This is a genomic window from Paenibacillus sp. PvR133, assembly GCF_017833155.1.
GTDB lineage: Bacteria > Bacillota > Bacilli > Paenibacillales > Paenibacillaceae > Paenibacillus > Paenibacillus polymyxa_B.
Genome location: NZ_JAFIBS010000001.1, coordinates 442,295 through 463,052 on the forward strand (window position 1 = coordinate 442,295; position 20,758 = coordinate 463,052).

Sequence of the window (20,758 nt, forward strand, 5' to 3'; positions counted from 1 at the left end):
CTTATTTAACCGTTTTCCAGTAGTTTTCGATTTCTTTAACCAGTGTTGCACGATCGCCCTGTTTCGCCAGATACTTTTGCATGGAAGATCCTGTCTTGGACCAGTGGTCGGCAGGCAGCATGCTCATCGACTGCTCTGACTTGCCTTTTGCAATATAATCCTGGATGGACTTGCCAAGCGGGTCGGCCGCAGGCAGTGTAATATTTTTGAACGCCGGGATAATGTTCGCTTGGTTCACGAGGAAATCCTGGCCTTTCGCATCATATACGATCCAGTTCAGGAACTTCTTCGCCGCCTCTTGCTGTTCCGGAGTAGTCTTCTCCTTGTCAATAACAATGCGCTTGGATACAGCGGACGAAATCTCCTGATTGCCGTAGTCATCGGCATTGTTACTGATGGGTACAGGCAAGAAACCATATTCTTTATTAGCGGTATCAAAACTGTTGATTTGCGGCCATGCCCAGTTGCCCATGAACCAAATGCCAACTTCACCTTTGCCGAGCAGCTCCGGTCCGCGTTCATAAGCTCCTGCTAGCGGAGAAGCCTGATCGATGTTGTATTTCATCATGAGGTCGAATGTATCCATAAGTCCGTTAAATACAGGATTATTAGCCAAGCTAGCCTGGCCCGCTTTTAGTGACGCCATGAATTTGTCCACTTCAGCCATGTCTTTGTTCTGGCCTGCATAAGCAAGAGGCAAATAATGAGCGCCCAGAGACCAGTCCATTGGTGAAATCACCAATGCTTTCTTACCAGATGCCTCGATTTGCTGAAACAGTTTTTCAAGGTCATTTCGGGTTTTAATTGTGGTGGGATCAAAGCTTCCGCCTACCGCTTTATCTACAACGGCTTTGTTGTAAATGAATCCGTAGCCTTCAACAGCCAGCGGAAACGCGTAATTTTTACCATCAAATGTCGTAGCAGTGGTAGCATTTTCAACAGTGTCCGCATTCCACTTTTCCCCGCTTAGATCGAGGATACGGTCCTTGAATTTCTCAACATCACCTGTATCTAGCATGGTCATGGTCGGCGGGTTTCCTGATGCATACAATGCGGAGGCACGCTCAAAAGGAGAACCACCAGTCGGAACCGGCTGGATTTCAACAGTAATGCCCGGATTGTCTTTCTGGAACGCCTTAGCGGCTTCCTCCAGCTGTGGAAGGATTTCGCCTTTGGAGTTCAAAAGCGTAATTTTCACATTTTTTGAATCCCCTGATTCCCCTCCAGAAGCCGAATTACCTTCTCCTCCGGAGCCACTGCATGCAGACACCACCATAACCAAAAGAAGTAGCATTACCATCCATTGAACTCTTTTGAATTTCCTCATTGTTGTCATCCCCTTATTTATATAATGGCTCTGAACACTTAAATAAAACGCTTACAAACGGATTATATGTCAAAGGTTTAACTTGTGTCAATCGTTTGACATGTTGAATTTTTAACATGTACTAAAAAAAATCTGTTCCCCTTGTTAGAGGAACAGATTTTCATTCAGGTCGTTGCACGCTCAATTAGTTCAACAGGCAGCAGATTGACAGGTTGCACCTGCTCCCCTTCCGCCTGCCTGCGGATCAGCTCGACCGCCAGTCTGCCGATGTCTGCAATCGGCTGTCTTACCGATGTAAGTTCCGGCGTCAGCCAGGAAGCAACGCTTACATCATCGAAGCCTACAATGCGCACATTCTCTGGCACATGCCTTCCAGCGCGAATATATTCTTTCAGCGCAAAAGCGGCAATAATATCACTTGTTGCGAACACTCCATCCACATCCGGATGTTCATGAACGAGTTTTGAAATGATTCGCTCGTACTCCTTCTGATCGAACACATTCAAGTCTGTTTGAACGATCACATGCTCGACACCATTCCTGCCCACGACATCCCGGAATGCTTTGGTCCGCTCATTGGACAGCATGTTCAGCTCCAGATTTCCGCAGATATGCGCAATTTTCTGGCAGCCTTTGCGAATGAGCAGCTCCGTAGCCAGCTCGCCTCCGCGATAATTATCCGAGGATATGTAAGGAATATACGGGTCGATCTGCCTATCAAACGTCACGATCGGTGAATTCAAATGTCGGTACTCTTCTACTTCTAATGTATGGCTACCCATAATGATGCCATCCACCCGGTTCCGCTTCAACATATCGATATATACTTTTTCCTTCACGGGATCCATATGTGAATTGCACAGCAGGACCTTGCAGTCATGCTGATAGGCATAATACTCGACCTGATTGGCAAGCTCACCGAAGAAAGGATGCGAGACATTGGGAATAATAAGGCCAATAATATTGGACTGCTTACGTAGCAGAGATCGTGCTATTTCATTCGGTTGATAATTAAGCTCCTCCATTGCGTCAAACACTTTTTTGCGTGTAGTTTCGCTGATATATCCTCGGTTATTCATTACACGGGATACTGTAGTGACTGACACGCCCGCTTTTAATGCTACATCATGAATTGTCGCCATATTAACCTCTTCCCGCACAAAATAAATACATACAAACTATACTCTCTCCTCATCATTTCAACAACCTTACATAACGGAAGGCCTCAAAATGACCGTAAATGTTAGGTGACTGAACTTTGCGAATCCCAAATTAGAGGTTACAATTGCTCTAAACCATAATGGTAGCAAGACCCCCTTAAAAAGGTCTTGCTATCTTTTCTTTAACCATCCTTCTTGGATTCAACTTCCCCGACGTAGGGGCTCTAGTTATCGGGGTGAGTAGCGGCCTAGCGGTGCATTTTTAAACCACAACTTGATAAAATTTAGGTTTTTTTAAATTATGTTTCAAGCGTTAAGTTTGCTATAGTCTACGCCTCAATTTCAAGCTACAATGAAGATACCAAATATGGAAGCGTTTTATATTTTTCCGGTAAGCCGGTCAATACTTGAAATAATGTATCATTGTCAGCCGTTTCTTTCATGTTTGGTCAATCTTTTATGGAGGTGTAAAATGAAGAAGAAATCTTGGTTTACTTTACTGGCAACTGGAATTGTCTCTCTGTTTTTTTCGGTAAGCGTTTATGCGGGGAATGTTTTTTGGGAACCACTTAATGGTTTCAATTCTGGTGCATGGCAAAAAGCGGATGGATATTCCAATGGGAACATGTTTAATTGCACTTGGCGTGCCAATAATGTCAATTTTACGAACGATGGCAAAATGAAGCTTGGCTTAACAAGTTCTGCGTACAATAAATTTGACTGCGGAGAGTATCGATCGACGAACACTTACAGATACGGCTTATACGAGGTCAGCATGAAGCCGGCTAAAAATACAGGGATCGTATCTTCCTTTTTTACGTATACGGGACCTACTGATGGCACGCAATGGGATGAAATAGATATTGAATTTTTAGGCAAAGACACGACAAAAGTGCAATTCAACTATTATACAAACGGGGTCGGTGGTCACGAGAAGATTGTAGATCTGGGCTTCGATGCATCAAAAGGCTTTCACACCTATGCATTCGATTGGCAGCCAGGATACATTAAGTGGTATGTTGACGGGGTTCTAAAGCATACGGCAACTACAAACATACCAAGCACGCCAGGCAAGATTATGATGAATTTATGGAATGGCACTGGCGTTGACGACTGGCTAGGTTCGTATAATGGAGCGAATCCGCTATACGCTGAATATGATTGGGTAAAATACACGAGCAATTAGCCCATAGTACCAAAAGCAGCCCTGTAGTGGCTGTTTTTTTTGATGATGCATTCGGCCATGAATAAAATCGCTGGAAATCTATTCAAAGCTGGCGATCACCGATGCGCAGCTGAATATAATCAGGTATTTAATAAATCCCCTGTTTAACCCATATGTTTGCGGATGGTTAGCATTTTCCTGCTTCAATTACTTTAAAGATACCAATACAGGAAAGGGGTCATGTAACTCCAATCGGTTTATAACTCAGGAACCAACTTTAATGAAGGGAAGTCAGACAACAAGTATTACGTTTGAAGGAATCATCCCCGGTTCAGCTTCAAGTTCAAGCTTATATTGCTGTCCATTCCACCTTAGGATACTCACGCTCGCGTTTTCTATTTTCTTTCCTGACCATATACTGCTTATTGACATCTGCTTAGCGACTCGCTTTGATACATTAACATGTGCCTTTCAAGGCTTTTTGGACGTTGGCTTCAATTATGAACAGGCTAGCTTAGGTTTGAAACATGTCCCTAGCAATTCATTGACCAGTAAAAGTATGGATGATATAATCATAAAAGGAAAAAATCATTGGTATAGAGCCCTGTGTGAATGGGCTTTTCTCATAATTTCTTTTGTAAGCGCGTACAATGATTATTTTCCATATATACCACGGAGGAGGCGATCAAAGAATCCATTTTATCAAAATAAATGTCTTCTTTTTTTTTGTTTTTAATGCAACCGGTTGCATTATCTATTCCACTAAATATTATCAGGAGGTTGTTAACTTGCTAGGAAAAAAAACTGGGAGTTTTATTTCTTGGTTGATTATTTTGTCGCTTTGCTTCAACTTCTTCGGTTTACCCGGCGTAGCTTCGGCCAGTAGCACCGATTATACAGCCACCTACACGAATTCCACAGCGACTACCCTTCCCTCTACAACCGCTTCGATCACGTCTACCGTTACCGCAACGTATGCACCTACCACAATACCTAAATCAACTCAAACTGGGTTAACGGTTCACTTTAAGAAACCTTCAAGCTGGAATTCAGCGATTCGAATCCATTACTGGAATCTGAATCCGACAACCGTTCCGATAAGCGGAGCGTGGCCGGGAATCCTGATGAAGTCGGATGGAAACGACTGGTACAGCTACACCATTGCCGAGGCCACAGGCTCAAGTCTCATCTTTAATGACGGTAGCGGCAAACAGACGGCCGACTTGTCCCGCAGTGTGAAAGAGGGCTGGTATTACACAGATAACACATGGTATGATACCAGCCCGGAAATGCCTAAAATTCCGGCGATTTCCGCCTCTCCTGTACCCAAAACATATGATTCGTCCCAATCGGTGACGCTTTCCAGCACCAACAGTGACGATAAGATTTACTATACGATAGACGGCTCGACACCTACGACATCCTCTACCTTGTATACCTCTCCAATCCAAGTTGCTTCCTCTTTGACCATTAAGGCCTTCGGTGTCAACTCAATCGGTCAAACTGGAAATGCATCCTCTTTCGCTTATATGATTGACCTGAATTCAGATCTGCAAGCTCCGACAATCACAGCGAATTTGCCTACCAGACATTCCGATTCCTCGGTGACTGTATCCTTCAACCTAAATGATAACAAGGCGGCAACGACCAAGGCATACTACACGGACGATGGTACGGAACCAACCATAAGCTCGAAAGTATATATCCTCGGCAACGCTATGGCCGGATTGACCGGACCGTCCATCCTTATCTCCAAGACCACGACATTAAAATTTCTCGTTATAGACGGCGCTGGCAATCAAACCAAACAAAGCTTTGTTTATAATATTGGAAATAAAGGTGATTTTCGGGAAGATACTATTTACTTCGTGATTACTTCCCGGTTCTATGACGGTGATTCGAGCAACAACATGCACGCATGGGATGATGCCAAGGCGCGTAATCCGGATTCGGACCCGGCTTGGAGAGGGGACTTTAAGGGGCTGATTCAAAAGCTCGATTATATCAAAGCCCTCGGATTCAGCGCCGTCTGGATTACACCTGTTGTGCAGAATGCCAGCGGTTATGATTATCATGGTTACCATGCAATAAATTTCGCCAAAGTAGACCCAAGATATGAATCAGCGGGAGCTTCTTACCAGGATTTGATCAATGCGGCCCATGCCAAAGGGCTGAAGGTTATTCAAGACATCGTTGTCAATCATACCGGTAATTTCGGTGAAGAGAATCTGTACCCCATGTTCAAGAAAGATCCGGCTAAACCGGATACGGCTAACAACTTGGTGAAAACTACGGATAAGCTGCCGTCAAACTATAATACTATGACACCCGATCAGCAGTATCAGGCAAGGCTCGCTTTAATGAAGAACGCGGAAACGAACAATAACATTTACCATACAGAGAAAAGCCTCTCCTGGGAATCCTATACTGTCCAAACTGGTCAGATAGCGGGAGATTGCGTGGATTTGAACACGGAAAACCCTGCAGTTAACGATTATTTAATTGATACCTACAATCACTATATAGACATGGGTGTTGACGCTTTCCGTGTCGATACGGTGAAGCATGTGGGCCGGTATATTTTCAATAAATACTATATTCCTGCCTGGAAGACAAGAGGCGGCTCGGATTTCTATATTTTTGGAGAAGTAGCCACCCGTTACAGAGATGTCTGGAACAGTGGAATTCCGGCGATCTCGACGCCATTCTATACTTGGAAAAGCTCGAAATCGTATCCGGGCGATGGAAAGAATGATTACGCCTCCAATAAAGTGTCGGTTGAACAAGAGTGGGCGGACAACTCTACTACAGCAGGACAGCCAACCTCGAACAATGCTCTCTTAAACGGAAATACCTATCATACGCCTGACTATTCAATGAAATCGGGCATGGATGTGATTGATTTTCCGATGCATTGGGCATTCAAGACCGCGCAGGAAGCATTCAATATGAGAAGTGGCGATCAATACTATAATGATGCTACCTGGAATGTAACCTATATCGACTCGCATGACTATGCGCCCGACCAGGCTCCGGAAAATCAAAGATTTGCGGGCACACAGGACACTTGGGCCGAGAATCTCGATCTGATGTTCACCTTCCGCGGAATACCCGCTATCTTCTATGGTTCCGAAATCGAATTCCAAAAGGGGGCTGTCATTGATCCGGGTCCAAACGCACCGCTAAGCAAAACGGGACGGGCATATTTCGGCGATCACATGGAAGGCAATGTTACAGTACAAGATTACGGCAAATACACAAATGCTACCGGCACGCTTGCGGAATCGCTCAACCATCCTCTGGCCAAACATATCAGACAGCTTAATTTAATCAGAAGAGCTGTTCCCGCCTTGCAAAAAGGACAGTATTCCACAGAGAATGTAACGGGCAATCTGGCGTTTAAGAGAAGATATACCGACAGCGCCAAAGGCATTGACAGCTTTGCATTGGTCACGATTTCAGGAAACGCCACATTTACCGGAATTCCGAACGGAACCTATGTGGATGCGGTGACTGGTAATTCCAAAACCGTTACTGATGGCAAGATTACCCTGACATGCTCCGGCAAAGGAAACGCAAGGGTATATGTATTGAATGGCAGCGGTGGAATTGGAGAAACGGGAACCTATCTGAAGTAAGCGGCAGTATGTCTTAGTTAACTGAAGCAACCTCAGTTCGGTATTGCACCGTGCTAAGGTTGCTTCCAATTAAAAAGTATATCCAAGAGAGAGAGTCAGGATATTGCTCTGGACTAAATTTTTAACGGATGGGGAGTGAACCAAGATGCACCAACGACAGCCTCTATGTGCGTACATTCCACCGTATATTTAATGACCAACAACCATCAAGTATTAACGGGTTCTGGCCGGTCATCCGGATATGTTCTACCGCATACAACGGTACAAGCGTTAGACCAAAAGTACCTAAAGCATAGGATAATTGAGGATGTCCTTCATGAATGTATAATGCTATTGCCATAATAATGATAGGCAAAACTGTAATACAATCATTATAGTTGTTTCCTCCATTTGCATTGTATTTCACACACGTTTCTTTAACAATTTTTTCAGCTGTGTGTTCGGGTCAGCAAAAGACTGAATAATCTCCTTCATGAAAATATCTAATATATCCCTTAGCTTAGGGATAGCCCAGGTGATTTGTATAAATTTAACCCACGAATTTTTCCTTCTAAGCAACGACTTTGATTTGAATTACGGATATGAGATTATAGGGGGTGTAAAAAACACCGGTGACCTTAAGCAGGTGACCGGTGTTTTCATATTAGCGTTTCGGCATTTTGCTCTCATCCATGTACAGCAGGTTCCAGCGGTGACCGTCCAGGTCGGCAAATCCTGCGCCGTACATCCAGCCGTCAATTTCACTCGGTTTGCCAAAGATGTTTCCTCCGGCAAACTCTACTTTTTGAATAAAGGCATCTACTTCTTCTCTGCTTTCAGCGCCAATGGAAAATATTACTTCTGCGGTATGGGAAGTATCTGCGATTTTTGAACCTGTAAATTTCTCAAACGCCGCATCCGGGAACAGCAGAATCGTTGTTTGGCCTATGGCAATCTTGGCTCTCTCGTTACCAACGCTAGCCGCATGTAATCCAATCTCATTGAAAAAGGCAGTTGACCTCTCAACATCTTTGACCGGCAGATTAATCCATATCTCCTGTGACATGGCTGTAGCCTCCTGGAATATATTTTCAACTACTCCTACTATACTCTACTTCTGGCAGCAGAAGCGAATCTTATAAAAGAAACCGCTAGGTATGATAAGGCTATGCCCGCAGATCGGTACAACAGCTCTCCGGCTAGAATACCGCCAACGACATCCGCTAGTACATGCTGCTTGACCAGCAAAGTGGACGCTATAATGACAATAGACATCGCGGTGACTGCCCAGCGAATCGTTCTTCCGAATACCCTTGCTCCACGAAGCATCAGGTAGCTGGTTAGCACATGAATGCTCGGGAAACAGTTAAACGGCTGGTCATGGCTGTACACCAACCAGACCAAACGGTTGATGACGCCTGTCTGGGCTAGATTGTCAGGACGGTGAACAGCCGTTTGGAAAAGGGCATAGACGATATAAGAAAGGATCAGCCCTCCACAGAGCGCAAGTAGCGTCCGGTAATAAGCTGTTCTGTCCTTGAACGCAAGTCCGATCAGTACAGATGCAATGAACGGGTACCAAAGAACATAAGGAATAATAAAGGACGGAACGAATGGCGTTAGGCGATCTAGATCCGTTACGAGGCTATAGACGTGTTCGGTAGGATGGTTAAGTATACCGTAGAAAATATACAATAACGGAACCACTGTAAGCCATAGAAGAGACAGCCAAGTTGAAAGGAAGGTTTGTTTTGTAGGGTGAGTCACGTTATCATCTCCTGATTAGGTTCATCTATAGCAATGAACCCATCATAATGATAAACTCTGAAGAACTTTAGAGGATTTTTCTAAAGAATTTCTTAACATTAGTTGGTAAGGGGTATTCCCTCTCGCATCTTATTTATAGGGAATCTTATCAACAATTTACGTAATAAAAAGCCTCGCCAACTTTTTTGTTGGCAAGGCTTTTTGGGTTCTTCAATCAGATCAGCTTTCTGATTTTCATGCACTTCTTGCAGACTTCGAGTCTGAATAGTGTACATATCTTCAGATTTTCTTTAGATATATCCTCGTAAAATCCTTAGATTTTTTCGTTACTATTTTTATATTGATATAAATAACAAAACGAGGAGATATGGCAATATGTTTTGGATTATTCCTTCCAGTTGTTCGGTATATCATCCCTTTATTTGTTGGGTACCCAAAAGGGAGAAATTAAATAATGGGGGAAAAACAGTTGAATATCAGTGAATGTCTACTTTTTTTGCAAGGATTTCTCACAAATCCACAACGAGTAGGAAGTGTTATACCTAGCTCCCGATTTCTAGCAGCTAAAATCGTTGAGTCTGTACCATGGAATGAGGTAAAGGCAGTCGCAGAACTCGGGTCAGGTACAGGTGCTATTACACGTTTCATGAAGCCACATTTAACCGGATCAACAAGAGTGCTATTGTTCGAAAGGGATAAGAAAATGAGAGCTACTCTGAAGACAGAATACCCGGATTTCGCGTGTCATTCAAACGCTTGCCAATTAATCAAAAAATTGAATCAAGATGACATCGGCCAGCTTGACTGTATCATTAGCGGATTGCCATTTTTTAATTTTACGAGTGAAATGCGAGAAACCTTACTTAATCAGATTATTAAGGCATTAAAACCAGAAGGAATTTTTGTCGCTTATCAGTACTCACTTCAAATGAAAAAAAAATTTGCCGAAGACTTAATCATCGAAAAAATCGAGTTCGTGCCCTTCAATTTCCCTCCAGCTTTTGTATATACCTGTCGCAAAAGGGGACGCAATAATCGGTATTAATAAACTTTTCGTAGCAATCATTAAATTTGCCTTAATTATAGAATTTTAGTAGCCGTAATCATAAAAAATAGGAAAGGGGTATCATGTAATGGATACAATACTTGTTGTAGGTGACGATACAGAGATTCGAGATGTCATTCACGTTTATTTGCGCAATGAAGGATACTTTGTCATAGAAGCTGCAAATGGTATGGAAGCGTTAGATTTAATAAGATCAATCTCTTTCGAACTTGTCATCTTAGATATTATGCTGCCACAGATGGATGGCATTAATGCTTGCATTAAAATAAGGGAAATATCGAACACCCCCATTATCCTGCTATCGGCCAAGGAAGAAGATATTGATAAAATTGTGGGTCTTACTCCCGGTGCGGACGATTACATGATAAAACCCTTTAATCCGTTAGAATTACTCGCTCGAGTAAAAGCTCATTTGCAGCGACAATCTTTAATAGGAAAAGAAGAATTTAATTCTCTTATATTCTTCAAAGATCTTGTTATCGATAAAACTAAACATTCCGTTACATTGAAAGAAAATAACATTTCACTGACCCCTCTTGAGTTTTCAATTCTAGAGTTGCTTGCAAGCCACCCTGGGCAAGTATTTAGCTTTGATAAGATTTACGAAAGCGTGTGGAAAGATCCTATTGGGTATTCCGATAATACCGTGATGGTCCATATTCGTAATTTACGAGAGAAATTAGAGGAGTTTCCCAGAGATCCTCAGTATATTAAAACGATTTGGGGAGTTGGTTATAAAATTGGCTGAACATGTGCAAAAACCAAAACGAAAAAAAAGGATGATTCAGGTCAATATTTTAATCAGAATGATGCTAAGTCTCATTATCGCCACAACCATAAATAACATGCTTATTTTACTTTTACTGGATATTGGCCATGGCATGGAATCCGAGTGGCTCCTCAATTTCATTCCGTATATTTTCCCCCCCCTGTTTATGGTTATCTTTATTATTACTTTCCTAGCTTTAACTCGACGAATCGTAAGAGACTTAATTTCGTTGGAGCAGGGGCTTCAAATTATATCCGAGGGTAATTTAAGCTATCGAGTGCCTGTTATGCGAAATGATGAGCTTGGGAGGGTTGCGTTTAATATCAACTTGATGGCGGAACGTCTACAACAGCAGATCGAAAAGGAACGTGAACTAGAAATCTCCAAGTTGGAAATGATAACAGGCATATCACACGACTTGCGTACGCCACTTACAAGCATTATTGGCTATATAGAACTCTTAAGAACAAATTCATTTCAAAATAAAGATGAATATACGCGATTTGTTCAAAACACTTATAACAAAGCTATTCATTTAAAAAAATTGCTCGATGATTTGTTTGAATATACCCGACTTACTTCGGTCGATACCCGCCTGGACCTAAATAAGATCGATGTATTCCAGCTTCTAGATCAATTAATTTTTGAATTTGAACCGATCGCTCAAGAGAACGGTATCCATATTATTAAAGACTTAGGTAACTCTCCTATTATAACCGTTATTGACAGTAAAAAAATTGCCAGAGCAATCGATAATCTACTCATGAATGCCCTTAAGTACTCTGTAAAGCCAGGAACCGTTCGTATTTTAATGAAGTTGGATAATAAGCAAATTAGTATTGAGATCGAAAATAAAGGGAATCCCCTCACACAAGAGCAAGAAAATAAACTCTTCAATCGTTTTTATAAAGTAGACCATTCAAGAAGTAGTGAAGGCATTCAAACGGGAGCAGGTCTGGGCCTTTCTATTGCTAGAAACATTATTGAGTTGCATGGAGGAACCTTAACGCTCATTCATATAAATAACATATTTAAATTTACTCTTACTTTGCCTTTCGAAGGAGTTCTGACCCGTTCCATTGGATCAGAAGAAGGCCACTCCGGCAACCTTGATGTATAAGTTAAAAAACTTAAGCCCCGAACAATACTTTGTCCCGGGCTTAAGTTTTGATTTTTAGTATCCAAATTAAACTTACTCTGTTTTTTAAGTATAATCTTTGAGAGTGCTGACAGATAATGTGTTTATGTAAAACAAAAAAGCCGCGCTTATCACGGCCGTACCATAATTAATGCTCATATATTTAGCCTGTTCATTATGCAGCTCTTTTCTCATCTACTCTCTGAAAACAATACCCCGTATATAATGCTTCAATGATAAATTCATTTAATGCCTCCAACATGTATGCAGGTGCATCCCTATCTGCTCCAAATGTTTGCCCGCTATCATGAAGAACGATAACAGCTCCACCCCTTAGCTTGGACAGCAGCCTTTGCTTAATTTTTTGCTTGCCGCCAGAGCTCTTCCAGTCACCTACAATAACAGACCAAAGAATCATGCGAAATTGCTTCATCAGAAAAAAATCAAATAGGTTAATGACTCCCCACGGGGGCCGATAATAGAAGGCTCTCTCCCCAATAATACGATTAATGACATTGGCCGTTTTGTTTACCTGCTCGCGAACCCTCTTAGGACTCATTAAAGCATTTGACCAATGTACATAATTATGGATTCCGACAAGATGTCCTTCATTGTGCATCCGTTGGATTAAATCGGGATATTTCTCTGCTTTGCGACCAAGGACAAAAAAGGTACCCTTTATATTATATTTCTTTAATAAATCAAGCAAAAGAGGCGTAAATTCTGGGTCCGGACCGTCATCAAAAGTTAACGCAATGGGCTGCTCGCCCGTTCCCCTTTTATAAACTCCGATTCCAAATAGTCGGATTATAAGGGTCGGGATAATCGTGTAGACGAGTAATGCACTAATGAGAATTATGAATGTCTGCTTCATGATCCTGCTCCTTTTTAACAGTAATAAATCCATGCTTGCCTTTTTTCTAGGAGCATATCTTTATTTCACTGGATCTATTATTCATTGCAATAGTTCCAAAAATAACTTCTAATGAAGCAAACGCGGACTCTTTAGGATGGAACTGTTTAGTATTTTCTATCATATGTTGAAGAAGTTTTGCATCATCTAGTAATTCCGATAGGCGCTCGGTTAGATCCCCAGATGTCTCTGCATGAATGGCTACCCCAGAACGAACTAAAAATTTGGTATTATCCTGTTCTTGACCAGGGATTGGTTTACAAAGTAGCATCGGCAGTTCCATAGCAATCGCCTCAAAAGTCGTGACTCCTCCTGGTTTGGTAATCATAATATCAGATATAGCCATTAACTCATGAACATAGTTAATATAACCTGTTAAATAGATGCGATGTTTGGAAATTTTCAGACTCTCATTCAATTTCATTCGAAGTTTTTCATTATGCCCACAAACAATGATGAATTGTACAGGCTGTGACAATAGATCAAATTTCTGAATAGTAGAGCTTCCATCGCCAATCATGCCGCAACCTCCTCCCATCACAAGCACAGTAGGCATATGAGGATCTAAACCATACTTCTTAGCTGTTTTCTCTCTTTCTATGGACTGAGAAAATTGCGGGCGAATGGGAATTCCCGTATCTGCAATCCGAGTCTCTTCAACCCCTAATTGAATTAAAGAATCACGTACACTTCTGGAACCCACAATATATTGATCTGTATATGGATAAATCCATGAACTATGATCCGTGTGATCGGTAATGATAGTAACCGTATGAATATCGATTGAACCATATGATTTCAACTTCGACATCACGCCTGCCGCCAAGGGGAAGGTGCATACTACAATAGCTGGGTGTATTTCATTAATCAATTTCATCATTCGTCCGACTCCTGTAGAAAAAACGGTCTTTATAATATAGGATAGGGTGTTTTGTCTCCGCGTTTTCTGATATAGATATCCATAAACTTGAGGGAATGTTTTTACGGCTTGGAGATAAACATTTCGACTCAAATGATTCATATAAGGATGGACCCATTCCATAAAATCAATAATGACAGGTTCCATATGAGGAAATCGAATTTGCATCGCATCTTGTATCGCTTGGGCTACTTGAATGTGACCATCTCCATAATTTCCGGTAAGAATCAACATTTTTTCTTTCGTTCCTTTTTTCATGGAACACAGCTCTCCTTTTCAAAAAATCAAATCTCAGAAACGGTTAAGAATTACTTTCCTTTATGTTAAGAGAAATCGGCATAAACTGAAGGCACAGAAAGGATGCTTTCATATGCCAAAGAAACGATTCTTATTATTGATGATGAAATGAAATTCGGGAGTTGGTGGGAGTATATCTGACTATGACGATTTATATTTTTAAATCAGCATTTCGCCTTATGTGAAAATCGTTTGAGCTGCTAGAATATATAGCAACAGTGAAATCATAACTTTGTTGTATTTCCTTTAAATCTATCAAAAGTGAACTTGCGAACCTTCGGGCAAATCAAAAATGTATTTAAACATGTGTCGGGTCAGTTTAAAAAAAGGGGAAAATAAAGGCTGGTCTAGCTTTAGAAAAAAATATCCCGCTTGTAATCGATTTACAAACAAATTGATACAAGTTATTACAATGGCGAAACTGAGATATGCAATGACGAGACTGAAAACTAATGCCAAAAAAATCTCAAAGCAAACATTTCTTTTGCCGTTTATCAGTTTCAATTTTCTACCCAACTCCCCAAACGGTTTTTATATATCGCGGCTCTCTTGGGAGATCATCTATTTTCTCGTGTAAATTCAGAATTTGAACTACTACCGTATTATCTAAATCTCCTAAAGGTTGATTCCACACATCACGCTTTGCTCCTCTTCCGACTTTTAAGAATCATGAATATGACAATTCCTATGATTAAGGCAAGTCCCACATATATACCGTAGTGATAAATCATTGTCCCGATTGTTTCCACATGACCACCTGCAAATTGGCCAACTACAAAAAAGACAGACGTCCAAACAAGACCGGCTGTATAGGAATAAAGAATATAACGGCGAAATGACATTTTATTAATTCCGACTAAATAGGGAACAATATGCCTCACCACCGGAAAAAAGTAGCTAAAACTCAATGCAATATTTCCATATTTATTTAGAAGGTGTTCTGATGTTTGTATATGCTTCCCCAAATTTTTTTTATGGCGAAGTTTATCCAGCACCGGCGAACCGAAAAACCTGCCTAGAATATAACCAAGAGATAGCCCGGAGATAACTCCTAAATAAGTGATAATAAATGCTAGGAAATAATGGAGTAATCCTACTTTGCTAACGGCTCCGCCGGTCATAACGACAACCTCGTCCGGTATTGGCATTCCAACAATTCCGAGCCATAATGCAAAGAATAAAGCAGCATAACCAAACTGCGCAATCCAATGAATTAGTGTGTCATAACTCACTTAAATCCCCCCCTTCTTACGGCATGTATAAACAAAAGCAGGAGGAAAATTGAGGGGCACAAAATCGATTTTATCAATAGCAGATCGATTTACTCGCAGTTCGATAAAGCGTGTGATAGCTCCTGTGCCAGAACCGAATTCTGCAATTGTGCTCACATCATCCCATGACACAGATTGAACCATTTTACTCGCCAGAAACTGTGAACTGGGCAAAACACTTCCAACTCGCTTTGGATTTTTAATAAATCGTTGCAAGAACATTGCATACTGATTTGAAGTCAAATGACTCTCCCCCTTTCTTCTATTTTTTTCATTTGTTCACCAGCTTATGCAGTAAAGTTGGATAATTTCGACTTGAACCACTTGGTTGTGATAAAGGTGCCAACGGCTATCATTAGAGCAACCACGGCCAATTTAGGATCGATCAAATCTAGCAAAGCCAATATATAATGTCCAAGGAACTTGCCAAAGGTAAAGAACGTAGCGGTCCAAACAAACGCGCTGGAATACGAAATCAAAGCAAACTTCTTGTATGAGGTACCGTTTAGACCAACGAATACAGGCAAAATATACCGAATGACTGGTATGAAATGTCCAAGACACATTGCGATATCTCCGTGTTGTTCAAAAAATTTCTCTGCTTTCTGAAAGTGACGGTTGTTTTGAAACTTTAGTTTAAATTTTTCTCCAAAGATTCTGCCCGCAAAATAAGCAATTGTAATTGCTGTAAATAAGCCAGCGAGAATAACAATATATACAATCCACGGGTTTAAAGCTCCGTTGTTACTCAAAATTCCACCTGTTAGTATGGTTATTTCATTTGGAACCGGAACGCCGAATGGGCCTAGGCAGAAGGCTAAGAAAAAAAAGAGATATCCATAATGATCGACTAGCTGTAAGACGATATCACTAATCATGTTCTAACCTCCTCGTTAATGTCGATGAAAGTATATTATTATAAAAATCTTAGGAGCTTATAGGGATATTTCTAAAGAAATTCTGAAGTAATACAAAAACGCCTTTAATTCTCCCCTCCAAGCCATGGCTTGACATCTTAAACTGTTTTACGCCCAATGTAGGAAAGGTCTGATCAGCTTTTAACCAAGCTAATCAGACCTCAACTTTATCCTAACACTTTGGTAATTCTACTTCTTTAGCACTGATGGAAATTGAAAAAGAGAGAGTTCACTCTCCTATTCCCACTCGTACTAGTGAAAACATAGCTTCACATACAAGTAGAAGAAAATACACGATCTCATAAACATCCCCCTCCCCAACATTATGAAGGGATACAAATTAGAGTCGCACTAGGTCTTTCTATAGCCATAAATATCATTGAGTTGCGTGGCGGAACAGTTTGCCCTTATAAAAAAGCCTTACCGACTTGGTTGGTAAGGCTTTTTGGGTTGGATGATATAGATTTTAAGCCTTCTATAGATGAATCTTTAGATTTTCTTTAGAAATATACTCATTAATTCCTTAGTTTTTTTCATTATGATTTCTGTAATGAAACAATAAAGAGGTGCAGAAATAGAGAGATTGGGCCATGTGCATCGGTATGTTCTTCCCAATCGTACGATATTTTCTCCCTATGTCTTCACTTCAATTTTTTCATTTTTAATCGTTTCGGTATCCATCCGTTTCGATAAAAGAAATAAATTTGTTTAATATTTGTGCCATATTCAGCATTGTTCCTGACAATAAAAACAGTAATGGAGGAAAATCAGTTGAAACTTAATGAATACCTTTTATTTTTGCAAAGCTTTATTCGCAACCCCAAAAATGTAGGCAGTGTTATACCAAGCTCCCGGTTTCTAGCGACTAAAATGGTTAAACAAGCCCCCTGGAACGAGATTAAGGCAGTCGCAGAACTCGGATCAGGCACAGGTGCCATCACCCGTTTTATCAACGCCCAGGTGAGTGAACCCACGAAAGTGTTATTGTTTGAGATGAATGAGACTATGAGGAATAATTTACAGACAGAATACCCAGACTTCTCCTGTCATCCGAACGCTGCTCAGTTAGTAGAAGCAATGAAGCAAGAGAACATTCATCAGCTAGATTGTATTTTTAGCGGACTACCTTTTTTTAATTTTGAGCGTGAATTGAGAGATACCTTGGTTGAACAGATCTATAAAGCACTCAAACCTGGAGGCTTGTTTATCGCCTTTCAATATTCGCTTCAAATGAAAAAGCAGCTTTCCGAAAAATTTATCATTGAAAAAATTGATTTAGCACCTTTCAATATCCCTCCCGCTTTCGTTTACGTCTGTCGCAAAAAGGAAACAATTTAAATGATGATGGCACTTTCATTCACTCCATTAAATGTTTTGCTTATGCGTATGTAGAAAAAGTGAAGACTTTACCTTATTATCAGGATATCTATACTAGTTGCGTAATTTCAGGCACCTTAAATACCTTTATTCTACCCAGTCAAAAAAGAAGGAGCAGTCAGTAATGAATACCATTCTTGTTGTGGATGATGATTCCGAGATTCGGGATGTCATTCATGTATATCTACGTAATGAAGGATACCATGTGATTGAAGCAGCCGATGGTGAGGAAGCCCTGGATGCCATAAAGACAACACCGATTCAACTGGTTATCTTGGATGTCATGATGCCACGAATGGATGGAATCAGAGCATGCCTTAAAATAAGGGAAATATCGAATACTCCGATTATCATGCTGTCAGCCAAGGAAGAAGATATTGATAAAATTAACGGACTGACTACCGGGGCCGATGACTACATGATCAAACCGTTCAATCCATTAGAATTGCTTGCTCGTGTAAAAGCGCAGCTACGTCGTCAAACATTAATAGGAAAAGAAGAATTTAATTCCCTTATTCTTATTAAAGACCTGATCATCGATAAGAGTAAACATTCCGTAAAGTTAAAGGGCAACGAAATTTCGTTGACTCCTCTGGAGTTTGCTATTCTGGTCTTGCTTGCCAGCCATCCTGGGCAGGTTTTTAGTTCGGAGCACATTTACGAAAATGTATGGAAGGCGCCATATGGATTTTCTGATAATACCGTAATGGTTCATATTCGTAATTTACGAGAAAAATTAGAGCAGTTCCCAAGAGATCCTCAGTATATTAAAACGGTGTGGGGAGTTGGCTATAAAATTGAATGAACATGTACAAAAGTCAAAACGAAAAAAACGGATTCAAGTCAACATTTTAATCAGAATGGTGCTAAGTTTTATTATCGCCATTGCTATAAATGATATTCTCATTTTACTTTTCTTGAAAATTAGCAGTACTATGGAATGGCATTGGTTTCGCAATTTTTTTCCTTATCTTCTTACCCCCTTGTTTATGGTAATGTTTATTTTTACTTTTTTAGTTTTGACACGGCGAATCGTTAGAGACTTAATTACATTGGAGCAAGGGCTTCAGATTATTTCCGAAGGTAATTTAAAATATCGGGTACCTGTTGTTCGGCAAGATGAACTTGGACGGGTTGCGCTCAACATCAATCGAATGACAGAACGTTTAGAGCAACAGATTGTAAAAGAACGTGAAATAGAGAAATCCAAGATGGATTTGATCACAGGTATTTCACATGACTTGCGCACGCCTCTGACAAGCATTATCGGCTATATCGAGCTTTTAAGAACAGACTCATATCAGGATAAAGATGAATATACGCGCTTTGTTCAAAACACCTATAACAAAGCAATTCATTTGAAGAAGTTGCTCGATGACTTGTTCGAATATACTCGGCTCACTTCAGTCGATACCCACTTAAATCTGAGAAGGATCAATTTATTTCAACTCTTGGATCAATTGCTGTTCGAGTTCGAACCCATTGCTCAAGAAAACGGTGTATATATCGTAAAAGATATCGGTGACTCCCCAGTCGTTACCTCCATTGATAGCGATAAAATTGCTAGAGCAATCGATAATCTCCTCATGAACGCCTTAAAGTATTCCTTGAAGCCGGGAGGCATTTGCATTCGACTGAAAACGAGTCCTGAGCAAATTACGATTGAGGTCGAAAATAAAGGAGCTCCCCTCACGCAAGATCAAGAGGAGAAGCTATTTGATCGTTTTTATAAGGTTGATCATTCAAGAAGTAGCGAAGGTATCCAAACTGGAGCAGGACTGGGTCTTTCCATCGCTAGGAATATTGTTGAGTTACATCAAGGCACCCTAACGCTCAATCATAGTCATAACGTTTTTACATTCCAATTGAATTTACCTTTTGAAAACAACTCAAGTAGCTAACCGCAGTCCTTAAAGAATATTTATACAGTGGCGGATTATTATGATTTTACATCTTAATAAATCCATTTACAGCGACTCAGGATATTCCTATTTCATAACCATTTCCTCAATATACTGAATGTCGCATATAACGTGCTTAAATGATCAATTTTCTTTTTCAAAGAATTATCTCTAATAATCTGTCCATCTTTAGTCCATTGTCCATATATTTGAACTAACCGCCCTGTAGTTCGTGAGAGTTCAAGAAGAAGTGCTGTCTTCAGATGCTCTTTTTGAACTAAAGTTAGGTTATTATCCATTTTTATTTTATTAAATTCTTCTATCAAATCTCTTACTAATTCATTATTCACTTCTTTCAATGAAGCCATTGTCTTCTCCAAGAGCTTCACGTTTCCTTTTTATCTCTTGATACCCTGGAACTAAACATACTTCGGTTTGGACATCTTTGTACTCTAATTCAGCAGATTTATAGATTGATTTTCCGCAAATAGTTAAAAAGTAGCTCAATTTATCTAAGTTTGGTTTCGCTAAATTCTTTTTCCCATTAAGTTGACCCTTGTGAACATAGTCCTTAAGCGAATCAATTATATCCACCATTAAACCGATAAACTCTTCCTTCTGATCTTCCTTAAATTTTTTTACTCTCTCAATTAAATTGTCATAATAAACTGACAATTGGCTCTCGTTCGAGATATTTGAGACAAGTGTATTTATAAGTAACGAAAGATGTGATACGCAACAATTAGCAATAATAAGAATTTATAACAGTTTGAACTCTTCTGTCATCTAGTGAATTCAAACTATCTATTATTGGTTTAATATTAGTAGGTAATGGAACAAAGTAATCACCCCCTTCATCATATTCTTCGTAATCGAGTTCAGTTCCGTTAACGTCTTCTTTTCTAATTGTTGATTCTTCCTCTTCGTCTGTAATCGTTCTAACTTTATAAAGTTCCATTATCGTGCTTTATTACTTTATTTGTTGTTCTAAGGCTTCCAAGGTATCTAGTGTCACGGGAGCCGCATAGTCTTCGTGCCATCATACGATATTAAAAAACCTAATGAGGTGAGCCTATTGTTCGTTCAATTAACCGTGAGTGAGATAATGATCTGAAAACAAAAAAACTGGCACAAAAAATATCTCGATGGATAAG

The 20,758-nt window shown here is 40.3% G+C and carries 20 protein-coding genes and 1 pseudogene; 8 read left to right on the forward strand and 13 right to left on the reverse strand.

The genetic code is table 11. The features are described from left to right. Nucleotide 1 precedes the first annotated feature (1 nt). Nucleotides 2–1,327, reverse strand: a complete 1,326-nt coding sequence (locus tag JOE49_RS02035; RefSeq protein WP_053326152.1) for an ABC transporter substrate-binding protein — start codon at nucleotides 1,325–1,327, stop codon at nucleotides 2–4. 164 nt (nucleotides 1,328–1,491) lie between these two features. Continuing rightward, nucleotides 1,492–2,469 (reverse strand): LacI family DNA-binding transcriptional regulator, encoded by a 978-nt coding sequence (locus JOE49_RS02040; RefSeq protein WP_023990435.1) that lies wholly within the window; start codon nucleotides 2,467–2,469, stop codon nucleotides 1,492–1,494. A gap of 490 nt (nucleotides 2,470–2,959) precedes the next feature. Here JOE49_RS02040 and bglS point away from each other — a divergent pair, with 490 nt between their 5' ends. Then, complete coding sequence (bglS, locus tag JOE49_RS02045; protein ID WP_023990437.1) at nucleotides 2,960–3,673, forward strand: beta-glucanase; 714 nt, start codon at nucleotides 2,960–2,962, stop codon at nucleotides 3,671–3,673. 767 nt (nucleotides 3,674–4,440) lie between these two features. Continuing rightward, complete coding sequence (locus tag JOE49_RS02050) at nucleotides 4,441–7,290, forward strand: alpha-amylase family glycosyl hydrolase (RefSeq protein WP_209940485.1); 2,850 nt, start codon at nucleotides 4,441–4,443, stop codon at nucleotides 7,288–7,290. 643 nt (nucleotides 7,291–7,933) lie between these two features. Here the strand turns inward: JOE49_RS02050 and JOE49_RS02055 are convergent. Continuing rightward, nucleotides 7,934–8,335, reverse strand: a complete 402-nt coding sequence (locus JOE49_RS02055) for a VOC family protein (protein ID WP_209940486.1) — start codon at nucleotides 8,333–8,335, stop codon at nucleotides 7,934–7,936. A gap of 38 nt (nucleotides 8,336–8,373) precedes the next feature. Further along, the gene (locus JOE49_RS02060; protein ID WP_209940487.1) at nucleotides 8,374–9,036 is read right to left on the reverse strand and encodes a phosphatase PAP2 family protein; all 663 of its coding nucleotides are present in this window, start codon (nucleotides 9,034–9,036) and stop codon (nucleotides 8,374–8,376) included. 454 nt (nucleotides 9,037–9,490) lie between these two features. Between JOE49_RS02060 and JOE49_RS02065 the strand changes: the two genes are divergently transcribed. The 3 genes from JOE49_RS02065 (at nucleotide 9,491) to JOE49_RS02075 (ending at nucleotide 11,991) form a co-directional block, all read left to right on the forward strand. Next, entirely contained in the window at nucleotides 9,491–10,081 is a 591-nt protein-coding gene (locus JOE49_RS02065; RefSeq protein ID WP_209940488.1) for a class I SAM-dependent methyltransferase, read from the forward strand. Nucleotides 10,082–10,169: 88 nt separating this feature from the next. After that, nucleotides 10,170–10,850: a response regulator transcription factor gene (locus tag JOE49_RS02070; RefSeq protein WP_209940489.1), complete on the forward strand. Its 681-nt coding sequence runs from the start codon at nucleotides 10,170–10,172 to the stop codon at nucleotides 10,848–10,850. After that, the gene (locus JOE49_RS02075) at nucleotides 10,843–11,991 is read left to right on the forward strand and encodes a sensor histidine kinase (protein ID WP_209940490.1); all 1,149 of its coding nucleotides are present in this window, start codon (nucleotides 10,843–10,845) and stop codon (nucleotides 11,989–11,991) included. Before JOE49_RS02070 ends, JOE49_RS02075 begins: the two co-directional genes overlap by 8 nt. Nucleotides 11,992–12,184: 193 nt before the next feature. On the opposite strand, the gene JOE49_RS02080 is transcribed toward JOE49_RS02075, so the two are convergent. From JOE49_RS02080 to JOE49_RS02105, 6 genes and pseudogenes are all read right to left on the reverse strand, one after another. Further along, on the reverse strand, nucleotides 12,185–12,883 hold the full coding sequence (locus tag JOE49_RS02080) for a polysaccharide deacetylase family protein (RefSeq protein WP_209940491.1): 699 nt from the start codon (nucleotides 12,881–12,883) through the stop codon (nucleotides 12,185–12,187). A gap of 46 nt (nucleotides 12,884–12,929) precedes the next feature. Next, nucleotides 12,930–14,099: an MGDG synthase family glycosyltransferase gene (locus tag JOE49_RS02085; protein WP_209940492.1), complete on the reverse strand. Its 1,170-nt coding sequence runs from the start codon at nucleotides 14,097–14,099 to the stop codon at nucleotides 12,930–12,932. Between the two features lie 547 nt (nucleotides 14,100–14,646). Then, a pseudogene (locus JOE49_RS02090) lies at nucleotides 14,647–14,772 on the reverse strand (winged helix-turn-helix domain-containing protein); the annotation flags it as partial. Between the two features lies 1 nt (nucleotide 14,773). Beyond that, nucleotides 14,774–15,370 (reverse strand): DedA family protein, encoded by a 597-nt coding sequence (locus tag JOE49_RS02095; protein WP_209940493.1) that lies wholly within the window; start codon nucleotides 15,368–15,370, stop codon nucleotides 14,774–14,776. Further along, the gene (locus JOE49_RS02100) at nucleotides 15,371–15,652 is read right to left on the reverse strand and encodes a hypothetical protein (RefSeq protein ID WP_202404096.1); all 282 of its coding nucleotides are present in this window, start codon (nucleotides 15,650–15,652) and stop codon (nucleotides 15,371–15,373) included. It abuts the gene before it with no gap. Nucleotides 15,653–15,696: 44 nt separating this feature from the next. Next, nucleotides 15,697–16,287 carry a DedA family protein gene (locus tag JOE49_RS02105; protein ID WP_023990456.1) on the reverse strand — a complete coding sequence of 197 codons (591 nt, stop codon included), beginning with the start codon at nucleotides 16,285–16,287 and terminating at the stop codon, nucleotides 15,697–15,699. Between the two features lie 810 nt (nucleotides 16,288–17,097). Here JOE49_RS02105 and JOE49_RS02110 point away from each other — a divergent pair. From JOE49_RS02110 to JOE49_RS02120, 3 genes are all read left to right on the forward strand, one after another. Next, entirely contained in the window at nucleotides 17,098–17,664 is a 567-nt protein-coding gene (locus tag JOE49_RS02110) for a class I SAM-dependent methyltransferase (protein WP_160789372.1), read from the forward strand. 163 nt (nucleotides 17,665–17,827) lie between these two features. Next, nucleotides 17,828–18,508, forward strand: a complete 681-nt coding sequence (locus JOE49_RS02115; RefSeq protein WP_023990458.1) for a response regulator transcription factor — start codon at nucleotides 17,828–17,830, stop codon at nucleotides 18,506–18,508. Then, complete coding sequence (locus JOE49_RS02120) at nucleotides 18,501–19,604, forward strand: sensor histidine kinase (RefSeq protein WP_160789373.1); 1,104 nt, start codon at nucleotides 18,501–18,503, stop codon at nucleotides 19,602–19,604. The genes JOE49_RS02115 and JOE49_RS02120 overlap by 8 nt, the downstream gene beginning before the upstream one ends. 92 nt (nucleotides 19,605–19,696) lie before the next feature. Here the strand turns inward: JOE49_RS02120 and JOE49_RS02125 are convergent, their stop codons facing one another. The 3 genes from JOE49_RS02125 to JOE49_RS02135 form a co-directional block, all read right to left on the reverse strand. Then, nucleotides 19,697–19,972 (reverse strand): hypothetical protein, encoded by a 276-nt coding sequence (locus JOE49_RS02125; protein WP_023990460.1) that lies wholly within the window; start codon nucleotides 19,970–19,972, stop codon nucleotides 19,697–19,699. Next, complete coding sequence (locus tag JOE49_RS02130; RefSeq protein WP_160789374.1) at nucleotides 19,947–20,279, reverse strand: hypothetical protein; 333 nt, start codon at nucleotides 20,277–20,279, stop codon at nucleotides 19,947–19,949. The genes JOE49_RS02125 and JOE49_RS02130 overlap by 26 nt, the downstream gene beginning before the upstream one ends. 67 nt (nucleotides 20,280–20,346) lie before the next feature. Next, complete coding sequence (locus JOE49_RS02135) at nucleotides 20,347–20,562, reverse strand: hypothetical protein (protein ID WP_160789375.1); 216 nt, start codon at nucleotides 20,560–20,562, stop codon at nucleotides 20,347–20,349. Between the last annotated feature and the right edge of the window lie 196 nt (nucleotides 20,563–20,758).